At 62.6% G+C, this 14551-nt stretch carries 13 protein-coding genes; 7 read left to right on the top strand and 6 right to left on the bottom strand.

Annotated features, from left to right (window positions below):
• Window positions 1-63 precede the first annotated feature (63 nt).
• Window positions 64-2274, top strand: coding sequence for a hypothetical protein (locus PCS43_RS12360; protein WP_209910892.1), 2211 nt, complete (start codon window positions 64-66; stop codon window positions 2272-2274).
• Here the strand turns inward: PCS43_RS12360 and PCS43_RS12355 are convergent.
• Window positions 2229-3209 (bottom strand): Gfo/Idh/MocA family protein, encoded by a 981-nt coding sequence (locus tag PCS43_RS12355; protein ID WP_007731789.1) that lies wholly within the window; start codon window positions 3207-3209, stop codon window positions 2229-2231. The two genes, PCS43_RS12360 and PCS43_RS12355, sit on opposite strands and share 46 nt — an antisense overlap.
• Before the next feature lie 3 nt (window positions 3210-3212).
• The gene (locus PCS43_RS12350) at window positions 3213-4313 is read right to left on the bottom strand and encodes a DegT/DnrJ/EryC1/StrS family aminotransferase (RefSeq protein ID WP_007731790.1); all 1101 of its coding nucleotides are present in this window, start codon (window positions 4311-4313) and stop codon (window positions 3213-3215) included.
• A gap of 110 nt (window positions 4314-4423) precedes the next feature.
• Between PCS43_RS12350 and PCS43_RS12345 the strand changes: the two genes are divergently transcribed.
• Together PCS43_RS12345 and PCS43_RS12340 are read left to right on the top strand one after the other, a co-directional pair.
• Window positions 4424-5140: a DapH/DapD/GlmU-related protein gene (locus PCS43_RS12345; RefSeq protein ID WP_054831530.1), complete on the top strand. Its 717-nt coding sequence runs from the start codon at window positions 4424-4426 to the stop codon at window positions 5138-5140.
• Window positions 5141-5198: 58 nt separating this feature from the next.
• Window positions 5199-6218, top strand: coding sequence for a lysylphosphatidylglycerol synthase transmembrane domain-containing protein (locus PCS43_RS12340; protein WP_058038039.1), 1020 nt, complete (start codon window positions 5199-5201; stop codon window positions 6216-6218).
• Between the two features lie 7 nt (window positions 6219-6225).
• Here the strand turns inward: PCS43_RS12340 and rfbB are convergent, their stop codons facing one another.
• On the bottom strand, window positions 6226-7227 hold the full coding sequence (rfbB, locus tag PCS43_RS12335; protein WP_209910889.1) for a dTDP-glucose 4,6-dehydratase: 1002 nt from the start codon (window positions 7225-7227) through the stop codon (window positions 6226-6228).
• Between the two features lie 96 nt (window positions 7228-7323).
• Between rfbB and rfbA the strand changes: the two genes are divergently transcribed.
• The 4 genes from rfbA to PCS43_RS12315 are packed head-to-tail and all read left to right on the top strand — an operon-like array spanning window position 7324 to window position 10844.
• Window positions 7324-8199: a glucose-1-phosphate thymidylyltransferase RfbA gene (gene rfbA, locus PCS43_RS12330; protein ID WP_003943968.1), complete on the top strand. Its 876-nt coding sequence runs from the start codon at window positions 7324-7326 to the stop codon at window positions 8197-8199.
• A 1-nt stretch (window position 8200) separates the two neighbouring features.
• On the top strand, window positions 8201-8806 hold the full coding sequence (locus tag PCS43_RS12325; protein WP_054825475.1) for a dTDP-4-dehydrorhamnose 3,5-epimerase family protein: 606 nt from the start codon (window positions 8201-8203) through the stop codon (window positions 8804-8806).
• A 51-nt stretch (window positions 8807-8857) separates the two neighbouring features.
• On the top strand, window positions 8858-9949 hold the full coding sequence (locus tag PCS43_RS12320) for a S1C family serine protease (RefSeq protein ID WP_003943984.1): 1092 nt from the start codon (window positions 8858-8860) through the stop codon (window positions 9947-9949).
• Window positions 9950-9983: 34 nt separating this feature from the next.
• Entirely contained in the window at window positions 9984-10844 is an 861-nt protein-coding gene (locus PCS43_RS12315) for an ATP-grasp domain-containing protein (RefSeq protein ID WP_209910886.1), read from the top strand.
• On the opposite strand, the gene PCS43_RS12310 is transcribed toward PCS43_RS12315, so the two are convergent.
• Genes PCS43_RS12310 through PCS43_RS12300 form a run of 3 tightly spaced genes read right to left on the bottom strand, consistent with a single transcriptional unit; the run spans window position 10833 to window position 14544 of the window.
• A complete protein-coding gene (locus PCS43_RS12310) occupies window positions 10833-12380 on the bottom strand; it encodes an AMP-binding protein (protein WP_058038043.1) in 1548 nt (515 codons plus the stop codon). The genes PCS43_RS12315 and PCS43_RS12310 overlap by 12 nt on opposite strands.
• Window positions 12377-13615: a thiolase family protein gene (locus PCS43_RS12305; RefSeq protein ID WP_209910883.1), complete on the bottom strand. Its 1239-nt coding sequence runs from the start codon at window positions 13613-13615 to the stop codon at window positions 12377-12379. The genes PCS43_RS12310 and PCS43_RS12305 overlap by 4 nt, the downstream gene beginning before the upstream one ends.
• The gene (locus tag PCS43_RS12300; protein ID WP_030535808.1) at window positions 13612-14544 is read right to left on the bottom strand and encodes a fumarylacetoacetate hydrolase family protein; all 933 of its coding nucleotides are present in this window, start codon (window positions 14542-14544) and stop codon (window positions 13612-13614) included. Before PCS43_RS12300 ends, PCS43_RS12305 begins: the two co-directional genes overlap by 4 nt.
• Between the last annotated feature and the right edge of the window lie 7 nt (window positions 14545-14551).

Raw genomic sequence — 14551 nt, 5'->3', positions numbered from 1 at the left:
CCGAGAAAAGAGCACGACCCAGGCTCCGAACAACAGCCATCGACTCGAAGAGGAAAGCACATCGTGAAATCTGACTTACCGCTCGCACAACGCGTGGTGCCGCCAATTCTTCTCGCCGCTCTGGTGTCGATCGTCGCCGCCATCCCACTGATCTCCAATCGGTGGTTCTACTACTGGGACGACAGCGCAGCAGCTTTCACGCCTGGTTGGCACACGATCGGCGAGCGAATCCTGTCCGGGTCATGGCCGACGCTCATCCCCGAATTGTGGGCCGGCGGCAATGTCACAGCCGAAGCCCTTTACGGGACATACAATCCCGTGATCCTTCTGGATTCGGTTGCCATTGCACTCATTCCGAACCTGGGAATCGGAATCACCCTGGTCAAGATGCAATTCATGGCGATTCTCGCGGTAGGCGTTTATCTGGTGGCCCGCCAGTACGGCGCCAATCGGTCGATGGCTTTCATCGCCGGATTTGCCATGCCGTTCGCCGGATACACGCTCTATTTCGACGCCTCCAGTTGGGCGTCCGGGCTGATCGCCTTCGCCTGGATCCCCCACGTCTGGTGGTCTACCCGCGCCAGCGCCCTCGGCCGAGTGAACCCCCTGGTACCGATCGTTTTCGGCTATCTTGCGATGACCACCGGAAACCCGTACGGCGCTGTCGGTGTCGCGGTCGTCTACCTCGCTGTCATAGCGGAATGCATCGCAATCAAACGCGCAGGCAGCATCAAATCACTGATGATCAGCGCGGCAGCGATCATCATGATGTCGCTGATCGTGTATCTACCGTTGCTCTTCACCACCGGTGTGTCGGTGCGTACTCAGTCCGGAATCGCGAACGACGGTTCGCTTCGACCCGATCTCGGTGACCTGCTCAACCTCTCCGGCCCGTCGAACCAGCCGTACGTCACCGCTTTCGCTTCGCCTGCCATGACGATTCCGCTGGTGTACCTGGCTTGGTTCCTCATTCCGCTCGCACCGTGGATTCAGTGGAAGTCACTGAAGAAGTTGGGCCGCCACAGCGTCTCGCTGTTCGTCTTCGGCGGAATTTACGTCGTACTACTTCTCGGACCGTCGAATCTGTGGCTTTTCCGTTGGCCCGCGCGACTGCTCGAGTACGGTCAACTGCCCGCCATCGTGGTCACGGCGGTCGCCCTCTCTGCCGGACTGCATCGTGATCGAATCCGGACAAGATCAATCATCACCGCGGGATTGTTGGCACTTCAGTTCTATCTTGCCTGGTCGAATGTCCCGGAAGACATCGGTATTCACTCGGCATCACTGATAATCACCGTGGTTCTCACCGTCTTCGGGTTGGTCGTGGCCTACCGAAAGCCCCGCTACCTCGCCGGTGCACTCGCTGTCGGCATCGTCGTCGTGCTCAGTGCTCAGACCAATTTCTGGTTCACCGGAAACTACAACGTGACACCGTGGAAGTTCCCCAGGCAGGTGGCATTCCTGGAGTCCAAGTTCGAGGACCGTTACCAGGGAACCACTTTCGCGATTGCCGACCCCGTCAACATCCCGCCGGACAACGAAACCGGGCAGTGGGGTGACCTCCTGTTCGGCAACGCCTGGCAGCCTGCCGGAGTCAATGCCGTCAACAGCTACGCCGGAATCAGCTACAACGATTTCGTTCAAGCACTGTGCTTGAACTACTACGGCGGCGTCCAGTGTCCGGACGGCGTCGACCGACTGCTCGCTGAATCGCCGGGAACGGGTGTGTCCTGGCTCGACGCGATGCGAGTCGACACGGTCGTCGTTCAGAATTCCGGACCGTACGGCGGAAAACGCGCCCTCGACGCCCTACCCGAGGGCGAGTGGACCGTATCGCCGGATCGGGTGGTCACGGTCGGCCATCGCACCACCGAGCATCAGTGGCCCGACGGTCGCGTATCCGCAGCGACGCCTGGTCTCGACGTACGTGGCGATGCCGCCGCTACGGACACCAGGGAAACCGTCGAGTACACCGGGTCCGGCACAATTACATTCGCCCTACTGGCCTGGCCGGGCTGGACGGCGACTGTCGATGGTCAGACGGTCGAGACGAAGGCGAGCCCCGGCGGGTTGTTGCAGGTCGATCTACCGCCGAGTGCCACGTCCGGATCCGCCCTCACCATCGAATTCAGTCCACCCGGAAGCACTTTCGGCTGGACTGTCGCCGGCGTCGGATTACTCCTGGCACTGTCTCAAGGTGCCTGGGCCTTCCGACGCCGACGCAGCGGTCAGGACGACAACGCTGCAGCCAACGCAGATTCCGTCACCTCGTGAACCGCGCGGTGAGCGGGCAAAATCGACGCCCGCTCACCGTCTGCGTCACCGGTGCCCTGCACCAATCCGAGGAAATGCGTCAGCTGCGCGGCAAGCGGTTCCTCGCTGTAGCGGATCGTCGGAATTTCGATGACCGTCTGCTGCTGGTAGCCGTCCCGATCGGTAGGCATGTTGTCGTCGATGTGCCGGTAGATCGTGATGTCGCGACGCAAGAGATCGATCTCGATGAGTCGATCGGCCTCGAGCAACGACAGCTGGCGAATCTTGCGCTGACTGATCCGGCTCGCGGAAATCGTTGCAACAGCACCTGATCCGAAGCGCAATACGGCGTCGGCGCAATCTTCCGACCGGTTCTGCACGGACGTCGGGTGGAAGTAGCCGAACTCCCCTTTTGCCAAACTGGGTTCCGAGCCGGCAAATCCGATGGCAAGGTCGATATCGTGAATCAGCAGGTCCGTCGCGACACCCGTCGGAATGCGGGAAACGAACGGCGAGTGGCGGATACCGTTCACCTGCCACACATCGCCGGAGAACTCACGGGCGGTGCGGACAGCGGGATTGAACCGTTCGAGCAGTCCACACATCAGGGGAACACCGGACGCGCGCGAACGATCGACCAGGTCGACGCTCTGCTCGTACGTCGCAGCCAACGGCTTCTCCACCAGGACAGGCTTCCCCAGATCGAGAACCCGCCCGGCCAACTCGTAGTGCGCCGGCGTAGCAGCGGCGATCACGACGGCGTCGATACCGTCGAGCGAGTCGAAATCGGCGGCCCAACGCGTATCGAACCGCGCAGCAACAGCTTTGCCCTGCTCCTCGCGCGGCTCGATCAGCAGATCCAACTCGCACAGCGGCGACTGCGCGATGACCCGCGCATGCAGCGAGCCCATCTGACCGGATCCGACAAGAGCGATACGTGGCTTGCTAGCAGTCATTTTTCAGGCCTCCATGGCGCCGCGAACCGCGGCAACGATCTGATCGACGTCGCCGGCGGACAACGCAGCGTGGACGGGGATGCTCAGGCACCGCGACGCGACCGAAGTGGCCACCGGCGTCTCGTCGATGACGACGCGCGGATGTTCGCGGTAGCACTCGTAGTCGTAGACGGCCTTCGGGTAATAGATGCCGCTACCGATGTCCTTCGCGGCCAGACGCTCACTCAACTGGTCGCGAGTGATCGGTGCGTCTTCGGCCAGCAGCAAGGTGAACTGATGCCAGACATGTCCACGACCGGACAGTTCGCTCGGCAGGATCAGTCCTTCGACGTCCTTCAGGCCGACACGCAAGGCCTCCGCATTCCGGCGGCGCGCCTCGACCTGCTGCATGTACGTCGCCATCTGGGGCAGAGCCAAGCTCGCCTGGAGGTCAGTCATCCGGTAGTTCTGGCCGACCATCTCGTACTGGTAGCGCGCCCGCATGCCCTGGTTGCGCAGGACCCGAAGTCGATCGGCGATCGCGTCGTCGTCGGTCGTGATCATTCCGCCCTCGGCGGTCGTGAGGTTCTTCGTTGCATAGAACGAGAAGCAACCCACACCGAAACTGCCGGCGCCTCGCCCGTCGAACGTCGCTCCGTGGGCCTGAGCGGCGTCCTCGACGACAGTCAGACCGTTCTTCGATGCCAGCGGCATCAAGGCACCCATGTCAGCCGACTGTCCGTACAGATGAACCGGCATCAGAACCTTCGTGCGGTCACCGATTCGATCGGCAGCGACTGCCGGGTCGATGTTGAAATCGGACTCGGAGATATCGGCAAACCTCGCGGTCGCGCCTGCCTCGAGAATTGCATTGAGGGTGGCCACGAACGTGAACGGCGTGGTCAGAACCTCGTCACCTGGCTGAAGATCCTGGACCTGAAGAGCCGCGATCAATGCGGTCGTGCCGTTGTTCACCGCCACCGCGTGTCGCGTTCCGACCAGCGCCGCGAACTCGTCCTCGAGCCGCTTCACCTTGGGTCCCTGCGCGACGATTCCCGATCGCAGAGTGTCCAGCACCTCGCGCTCGACTTCTTCCCCGAACGAGATACTGGATATCGCGATCACTGAGTTACCTCCGATAGATTCATCCGACCGTCGTCGGAACGAAATACCCCGACAACCCAGGAAGCGTATCGAAACACGATTCGATACTTCGAGAGGATTCCGGAACCTGCATGTCTGAACGAACCGACTGCCACATCCATCCGACCGCCGTGATCGGCGCCGACGTACTGATCGGGGCGGGAGTCACGATCGGACCGAACGCGGTACTCACGGGCCCGCTCGAGATCGGCGACGACTGCTGGATCGGCTCGGGAGCGGTCTTGGGAGCTCCCCCCGAGATCCTCGGCGCTCTACATCCGACGTCCTGGTCCGTCAGCGCCGGTCTGGGAATTCGAATCGGTGCTCGAACGACGATCCGCGAATTGAGCACAGTCCATCAGGGAAGCGAACGCCGCACCGAAATCGGCGAAGACTGCTTCGTGATGAACAGAGTGGGAATCGAGCACGACGTGCAGATCGGTGACCGCTGCGTCGTGTCCTCCGGAACGACGCTTGCCGGGCACGTCAGCGTCGGAGACGGCGTCAACCTTGGCATGCACACTGTCGCGCACCAACGACGCGTCGTCGGCTCCGGATCCATGATCGGCATGGGAACCGTCGTGGTCAAGGACGTCCCGCCCTTCTCCAAGGCCTTCGGCAACCCGGTGTCGTTGCATGGTGTCAACCGGGTCGGAATGAGTCGGTCGGGAATCGCGGAGGAGGACATCGCCGCGATCGAAGCCGTGTACGCCGCGGGCAGCTTCGGCACGTCACCGGCCATTCCGGACTCGCTGTCGGAGGCCTTCACCTGGTGGCGGGAACGCGCCGACAAACCGCTCGTGGTTTAGCGGGACAAATCCTGGTTGGTATCGTCTGCAAAATGACGAACGGGCGGGATGCAGGCGCGTGAGTACCTCTCCCGAATCTGAACAACCGGTCGAAGACGTCGAACCGGCCGCAGAGCCGAACGCTCTACGCGGCCTTCTCGTCAACGGATTCAAGGTCCTCGTCACCCTCGCGATCGTCGTCGCGATCATCTTCGCGGTGAAGTCCCAATGGTCCGAGGTCAAGAACACGATCACCGAACTGAACTGGTGGACGCTTGCCGCCTCGTCGGTGTTCATCTTCCTCGGTATGGGTGCCGCAGTGCGGGCCTGGCAACACGCACTCGGCGCCCTCGAACAACCGATTCCGGCCTTCGACGCCGCTCGCGCCTATCTGGTCGGCCAACTCGGCAAGTACCTTCCCGGCAGTGTCTGGGCCTTCGTTCTGCAAACGGAACTCGTCAGGCGCGCCGGTGTGTCCCGTGCCGCAGGCTTTGTCGCAGTGCTGGTCACGGTGGGGTTGAGCACAACTTCGGCGCTGGTCGTCGGCCTCTTCGGTCTACCTGCCCTGTTCGAGGTCAGCACGGCGGCAGCGGTCGGCGTGATCATCCTCGTACCGATCGCATTGGTCTGCGCCTACCCGCCGGTGCTCACACGCCTGGTGAACCTCGCGCTGAAACTGCTCCGCCGCACGCCGCTGCACAAGCCGCTCACGATGCACAAGATTGCGCTCGCATTGGGCTGGTGCGCAGCAAGCTGGGTGCTCTACGGCATCCAGTTGTGGCTGCTCGCGTCCAGTTCGGCCGGCTTCGAAATCCGTGGGCTCGTCCAGTGCATCGGCGCACTCGCCCTCGGTATGTGCGCGGGGGTCCTCGTCTTTGTCGTCCCGTCCGGAATCGGTGTCCGCGAAGCCGTCATCGTCGCAGCGCTTTCACCGTTCATGGATGCCGGCGTCGCGCTCGGCCTCGCACTGGCGTCGAGGCTGCTGTTCACCCTCTGTGAGGTCTTTGCCGGCGTCGTGGCTGCGCTGTCGGGATCACGAGGCCTGCGCAATGCACTCGTGCACGAGCGCTCGCGGGTGCCGGACCCCACCAAAGCCTGACGTTCGGTCAGATCACTTTCTCGGCCGCGGAATACTGCGTCTCGACGCCGGCCTTCTGCGGACGCCACCACTGCTCGTTGTCGCGATACCACTCGACGGTGGCTTCCAGTCCGCTTCGAAAATCGCGGTACTGCGGCTTCCACCCAAGTTCCTGCTGCAGTCGCGTCGAATCGATCGCATACCGCAGATCGTGACCAGGGCGGTCGGTGACGAAGTCGAAATCGTCCGGCTTGCGTCCGAAAATTTCGAGCAGGGTCGCAATCACCGTCCGGTTGTCGGTTTCACCGTCGGCGCCGATCAGATACGTCTCGCCGGACTTCCCGCGGTCCAGGATGTCCCAGACGGCGCGGTTGTGGTCCTCGACGTGAATCCAGTCGCGGACGTTGCGGCCTTCCCCGTACAACCGTGGACGCACTCCGTCGAGCAGATTGGTGATCTGGCGTGGGATGAACTTCTCCACATGCTGGTACGGGCCGTAATTGTTGGAGCAGTTCGAGATGGTCGCCGCGATCTCGAACGAGCGCACCCAGGCGCGCACGAACAGATCACTCGACGCCTTGGACGCGGAGTACGGGCTCGACGGGTTGTACGGTGTCGTCTCCGTGAACTTCGCCGGATCATCCAGTTCGAGGTCGCCGTACACCTCGTCGGTCGAAATGTGGTGATAACGGACCCCGTGCGAACGCACTGCCTGCAGGAGCGAGAAGGTTCCCATGACGTTGGTGCGCAGAAACGGTTCGGGGTCGGCGAGGGAATTGTCGTTGTGGCTTTCGGCCGCGAAGTGCACGACTGCGTCGGAGCGCGAGACAAGATCGTCGACCAGCGACTCGTCGGCCACGTCGCCGTGGACAAACGTGATCCGGTCCTCGACGGACGCCAGGGACTGGCGATTTCCGGCGTAGGTCAGAGCGTCGAGAACCGTGACTTCCACGTCGGGACGCGTCGCCACCGTCTGATGAACGAAATTGGCACCGATGAAGCCGGCACCCCCGGTGACCAGTAGTCGCACGTCATCTCCTCAGGCTCATCGGACGAACCCCACTTTAGCGGCCGGGCGTGTCATGTCCGTTTGCGTCGGCAGGCAGGAGTGCAGGACACTGCACGCATGCGCGGAATCATTCTGGCCGGTGGCACCGGGTCGCGGTTGCACCCGATCACCCTCGGAGTGAGCAAGCAACTCTTGCCTGTCTACGACAAGCCGATGATCTACTACCCGCTCTCCACTCTCATGCTCGCCGACATTCGCGACATCTTGATCATCACGACCCCACACGACGCCGAACAATTCCGCCGGGTTCTCGGCGACGGCTCACAATTCGGCGTCAACCTCACCTATGCAGTGCAACACGAACCGAACGGCCTCGCAACGGCATTCACCCTCGGCGCAGAGCACATCGGATCCGACTCCGTGGCGCTCGTCCTCGGCGACAACATCTTCTACGGCCCCGGCCTCGGAACCCAACTCAGGCGTTTCTCCGACATCGACGGCGGAGCCGTATTCGCTTACTGGGTCTCGAATCCGACCGCCTACGGCGTCGTCGAATTCGACGACTCGGGTCGCGCCGTGTCCATCGAGGAAAAGCCGACGTCACCGAAATCCAATTACGCAGTCCCCGGCCTCTATTTCTACGACAGCGACGTCGTGGACATCGCACGCACTCTGAAGCCCTCTGCGCGTGGCGAATACGAAATCAGCGACATCAATCAGCACTATCTCGAAGCTGGCAAACTTTCTGTCGATGTCCTCCCCCGCGGAACCGCGTGGCTCGACACCGGCACACCCGATTCCCTGCTCGAGGCAGCGAACTACGTGCGGACCATCGAACACCGCCAAGGCCTCAAGATCGGTTCCCCTGAAGAGGTTGCGTGGCGTCAAGGATTCATCAGCTCCGACCAATTACGCACTCAGGCAGAAGCATTGGGCAAATCCGGGTACGGCAACTACCTACTCGAGCTGCTCGAGCACGGCAAGGAATGGTGATGTGGAAATCCGTCCACTGAAGATCGCCGGAGCTTGGGAAATTACACCGAAGCAGTTCGGCGATAACCGCGGTGTCTTTCTCGAATGGTTCAAAAGCTCCGCCTTCACCGCCGCGACCGGCCGCACTCTCGACCTCGCGCAGGCCAACTGCTCGGTTTCCGAAGCCGGTAGCCTCCGCGGGATCCACTTCACCGACAATCCGCCCGGACAGGCGAAGTACATCACCTGCGTGAAAGGTGCCTTCCTCGACGTTGTCGTAGACCTGCGCGTCGGATCACCGACCTTCGGCGAGTGGGATGCGGTGGTGATCGACGACGTCGATCGACGAGCGGTGTTCCTGGCGGAAGGCCTCGGCCACGCGATCCTTTCACTCGAAGACGGATCGACAGTGATGTACCTGTGCAGCGTCGAATACTCCCCCCACCTGGACCGCGATCTCGATCCCTTCGATCCGGAACTCGCGATCGAATGGCCGAGAACAGACCGTAAGGGCAACCCTCTGACCTACGAGCTCTCCGCAAAGGACGCTGCCGCGCCGTCCCTGGCAACGCTCCGCGCGGACGGCATGTTGCCCGGTTTTGTGGCCGAAGATTCGCCGAATCGGTAATCTTCACCTTTCACGACTCGATGGCATGACACCGGCGGGACGGACGGCTGGATGACCAAACGTGCGAGCAGACGCGGCCTGTGGACGGCCGTCGTTCTCGCAGCCGGCCTCGGTGGTCTCGCGCTGGTCGCACCGCCCCTGACTCCGGGAACGATCGAGTCCGCACCGGTCACCGTCATCACGACCACCCCACCCGCGCCGGTTGTTCCACTCACGCCGGAGGAGCTCTCGGCCCGGGTGGTCCCCACCATCGTCACCATCACGGCGCCGGCCGGATTCACCACCACTGCTGGGACCGGGATCGTGCTCTCCCCTGACGGAGTGGTGCTCACGAATCACCACGTCATCAGCGGAGCTTCGGACGTCACTGCCGTCAGCATGTCCAACGGGCTGATCTACGACGCCGAGATCCTCGGGTACGACAGCGTCAGCGATCTTGCCGTCCTTCGACTCGCGGGCGCTGACGATCTGCCGGTGGCTGTGGTCGGCAAATCAGCAGAAGCCGCTCGCGGGGACTCCGTCACCGCAATCGGAAATGCGGAAGGCGGCGGAGTACCCGTCCCTGCTCCCGGCGTCATCACCAACCTCGGTGTCACCGTCAACACCCGCAACGTGTCCGACGGATCGCGAAACCAGTTGAAGGGCCTCATCGAGGTCGACGCGGACATCCGGCCTGGCGATTCCGGTGGCCCCCTGGTCAACGCCGTTGGCGAGCTGATCGGCGTCAGCAGCGCGGGCAACGCCGTCACCGACCGCACCGAAACCTCACCGGCGCCTCAGTCCTACGCGATACCGATCGACACCGCACTACCGATCGTCGAGCAGGTACTCGGTGGCCGCTCCTCCGAGACCGTGCGTGTGGGACCGACACCCGTACTCGGTGTCGCGGTGAAGGATCACGCGGACATGCCGGCCGGCGCCGAAGTTGTTGCCGTGAGCTTCGATTCGCCGGCCGAGCGGGTGGGGCTGACCAAAGGTGCGGTCATCACCGAGTTCGGTGGCAGCCGGATCGCGTCGTCCGCTGATCTCAACGCGGCGATGAGCTCGCGCCGCCCCGGCGACACCGTCGCGGTGACGTGGGTGGACGCAACCGGGCAACCCGGGACCGGTTCGCTGGTCCTCGACGAGGGGCCACCTCGCTAGTCTTAGAAGGCGCCAGCCGTGAAAGCATCGTGGCATGACCACGGTTCTCCTGCTCACCTGTGACGGCGCCGCCCGCGAGGCGGATGTCGAAAGCAAACTCGTCATGGAAGCTCTCACCTCCTACGGCATCGCGTCGACGATGGCGCCGTGGTCGAGCCCGTCCCTCCTCGATATCGACGCCGACCTGGTTCTGATCCGGTCGACCTGGGACTACACCCAGCGCCTCGACGAATTTCTCGCCGTTCTCGATCAGCTGACCGCTCCGATCGCCAATCCACTCTCGATCGTGAAGTGGAACGCACACAAGGGATACCTCACCGAACTTGCCGCGGCCGGCGTCCCCATCGTCCCCACCGCTGTGATCGCTGCCGGAAAGAGCGAAACACTCACCCTCCCTTCGTTCGAGGGTGCCGACGTCATCGTCAAGCCGGCAGTGTCCGCCGGCGCTGTCGGAGTGGGAAAGTTTGCCGCCGGGTCCGAGCAGGCCCACGCTCACCTCAGCTCGATCCTCGACGGCGGTAACGACGCGTTGGTCCAGCCATTCGTCTCGGACGTCGTCGACGGTGAGCGCTCGATCATCCACATCGGCGGACGCTACTCACACGCTGTCCGGAAGATCCCGGCCGCCCACGACTTCCGCGTGCAGGAATTTCACGGCGGAACCAACCACCTCCACGAACCGTCCGCCGCCGAACTCGCGGTGGCCGACGCAGCACTGGCCGCGACCCCATGCGGCCCCGGCGAATTGCTTTATGCGCGTGTGGACGTCGTGGGTCCGGTGGATCAGCCACTCTTCATGGAAGTGGAACTGATCGAGCCCGAACTCTTTCTGCCATTCGCCCCTGGATCTGCCGACGCCCTCGCACGGGCAGTTGTCGCGTCACTAGGTCGGTGACGCGCCACGGAGTGCCTTCTTGTCGATCTTCCCCAAAGCAGTGAGCGGCAGCGCTTCCAGAATCGAAATCTCCTTGGGCGCCCAGATCGGACCCTTGTGCGATCTCACGTGCGCGATGAGTTGATCGGGTGTGACCGACCATCCCGTCTTCAGTACGACTGCGGCGGTAACAGCTTCTCCCCATTGAGAATCGGGGACACCGAATACCGCACATGCTGCCACCGCGGGATGATGTCCGAGTGAGTCCTCGACTTCGCGCGGGTAGACGTTGAATCCACCACTGATGATCGTGTCTTTGATGCGGTCGACGATCGAGATGAGCCCACTTTCGTCGATTCGAGCAACGTCGCCGGTGTGCAACCACCCATTCGCGAGCGCTGCAGCGGTTTGTTCAGGTTTGTTCCAATAGCCGTCCATCACGAGCGGACCTCGCACACAAAGCTCGCCGGGTACGCCCGTCGCCGTCTCGTTTCCCTGCTCGTCAAGCAACACCACTTCGACACCTGGCATCGCGCGCCCACAACTCCCCAAAACTGCGGGATCGTCCGTGTGCTCACGTGTATCGAGTACCGTCAACGCATTCGGGGCTTCGGCCTGACCGTAATGCTGGCTCAGGATCGGCCCGAACACCGCCCCTGCCTGCTCGAGCCTGGTGGGGTCGATGGGTGCAGCACCGTAAAGCATCCAGTTCAGCCCAGACAGATTCGCATCCGACAGGCGTGGATGGTCGAGTAAGGCATAGAGCATCGTGGGAACCACGAATGTAGCTGTGACTCCGCCATTTTCGATGGCGTCGACAACTCTGTCCGGGTCGAACGACCTGTGCAACTCGAAGCTTGCACCTCGCAGCAGACCGGGTGCGACGAGCAGACCGGCAGCATGAGACATCGGCGTAGTGAGCAGCATGGTGGTTTCAGCCGGCCACTCCCACGTGGTGCAGGCCCAGGCATTGGCGACCAAGGATCGGTCCCTGAGCATGACGCCTTTCGGCTCACCGGTGGTTCCACCGGTGTAGAAGAGATACAAAGCTCGACCCTGACCGCCTAAGCCTGAACCTATTCCCGCCGTACCCAATTCACACGCTGATTCGAGGGCTGACAGTGACATCACTCGAGTCTGTGCCGCTTCGGCGCGTACCTGGAACTGTCCGTCGGCAACCAACAGGAGATCGGTACCACTGTCTTTCAGCACCATCCTGTCGTTCTCTTCGGTCGCGAGCGGATGGAGTGCCGTGTAGCGCACGCCCGCCAGACACGCCGCGGCCATGACCGTGAATGCTTCAGGACACGGCCCCGCAAGCAGGGCGACCCCGGCTCCGTCCGGCAGAGCGAAGCTACTGAGGACACCTGCAATCCGCTCGATCTGTTCCGCAGTCTGCCAATATGTCAGCTCGGCCCGATCACCGTTCCGATCCGTGAATCGAAACGCGATGTGGTCTGGTCGGCGTCGCAGCGCCGACAGAATCAGATCCGCATATCCCGCTTGCACCTGCAAGCCTGGCGCCATCGGTTCATCGTTCATGATGTCCGCGTTCATCGTGGCCCTCCCAAGATCGTGACCGCGGCGACGGCTTCCTCGATGCCGTAGAGACCTCCGCCGTTCTCTGCGACCGCGATTCGAGCACCCGGAACTTGTCGCCGCCCTGCTTGTCCACGCAACTGCGTGACAAGTTCGAAGACCTGCGCCAGTCCCGTTGCCGAGACCGGATGACCACGGGACTCGAGCCCACCTGACGGATTGACCGGACGCACGCCTCCCAACGAACTCGCACCGGACGCCGACCACGCGCCGCCCTCACCGATCGGGCAGAACCCCAGATTCTCGACCTGCTGCACTTCACCGAAGGCCGTGGCGTCGTGGACCTCTGCCACATCCACATCGCCTGGCCCGACTCCGGATTCCTCGTATGCGCTCATTGCTGCACGGCGACCGATGTGACTCTCCACGTCATCTGCGGTCCGATCCGTGCCTGACACCAAGCTGCAACCGAGTACCTGCGCCGCCCGCCGAGAGGAATCGTGCCTTCGAGCAAAGTCCGCACTGGTCACAATGACCGCCGCTGCACCGTCACTGACGGGCGAGCACATCGGAACTGTCAGAGGCCACGCGACTCGCCTTGCGGCAAGCACCTCTTCGACGCTGAAGAGTTTGCGAAAGTGCGACCGCGGATTGTGCACGGAATGCGCATGATTTTTGGCTGCTACGGACGCGAGCTCGAACTCGGTGGTTCCGAATCTCTCCATGTGCGCCCGGGCAAGAGAAGCGTAGATCTCCATGAACACCGACCGCTCACCCTGCGATCCGAGTGCATCCGGCAGCGGAGCGGACAGCGAAGCAAGGCCCGCGAGCGTCTCGTCGCGATGCGCAACGTCGAGTGCACCGTCGAACACCTCCAGACTTCGAGCCGGATCCGAGCACACCAGCTTGTCCACCCCGACCGCCAACGCGACCTCGGACAGACCGGCGCGAACGTGGGCGATCGCCAGCCAGAGTGCAGTCGCGCCGCCGGCGCAGGCATTTTCGACATTGACGACCGGGACTCCCCCGAAACCGTATGGCCTCAAGGCAATCTGGCCTGGGATCATGTGCTGCCGGTCGATCGCCTTCTGGCTGACTGTCGCGTAGAAGACCGCACCGACGTCACCGCGGGTCAGGCCCGCGTCTTCGACGGCATCGATCGCCGCACGCCCCGCCAATTCCGAGGCCGCGGTATCCGCGTGCCGCCCGAAGAGAGTCGCGCCGACACCGAGAACCATGACTTCGCCGCTCACGCCACCACTCGATTCCTCAATACACCGAGGCCGGTGACCTCGAGTTCGACTACGTCTCCCGGTTCCAGGAACCGCCCGTGCTCCAAGCCGCATCCACTCGGCACGGTGCCGGAACAGAAGACTTCACCCGGGTACAGCCGCGTGGAAGTCGAAGCGAACGAAATCACGTCCTCGAAACGATGGTCCATGTCGGCGCTGGTTCCTCGGCTCACCTCGTCTCCGTTGATTCTCGCGGTCATCTCGAGTTGGTAGGGGTCACCGACTTCGTCGGCCGTCACGATCCAGGGCCCGAGGACATTCGCGTTCGAAAAGTCCTTGCTCTTACTGAGACCGAGTCCGGTGGAGATCTCCTCGAGCTGAGTATCGCGGGCGCTGAAATCGTTGAAGATGGTGTAACCGAAGATATGCGCAGGGGCATCCGCGCGTGAGATGTCGGTTCCACCGCGCCCCAGCACACAGGCGAATTCGAGTTCGTAATCGCGCAGGCTCGAGTACTCGGGCCACACGACGTCAGATTTGTGTCCGGTCACCGCCAATCGGTTCGCTATGTAATACAGCGGGCGCTCCAACTGGATCTTCGGCAGTTCGACGTCCTCGAGTGCGACCCCTTGAATTCGGGCGCGAGCGTTGCGGAAGTGATCCATGAAGCAGCCGAAGTCTCGGATCTGGACCGGCTGAGGAAGCGGCGACATCCAGCGCACATCACCTGCGTCGACGATTGCACTTGCCGGCGGCTCGTCTGCGAGCCGATCCAGGGTCTCCCGTGCCGCCGGACCACCTTCGATGATGGTTTGCATGGTTTCCAGTTCTGGAGCCGGTTTTCCCGTCACATCATGATGAGCTCGCTCGAGTAACAACAGTTGCTCGCCGCTGCCCGTCACCAGAGCCGTCTGCTGAGTCTTTTCGTATTCGACGGTCGCAAGTTTCACTGTGAGT

This window comes from Rhodococcus sp. C-2 (assembly GCF_027854095.1).
GTDB classification, from domain to species: Bacteria; Actinomycetota; Actinomycetes; order Mycobacteriales; family Mycobacteriaceae; genus Rhodococcus_F; species Rhodococcus_F qingshengii.
Note: the sequence above shows the minus strand (reverse complement) of the source record. Positions and strands in the feature narration are given on the sequence as shown.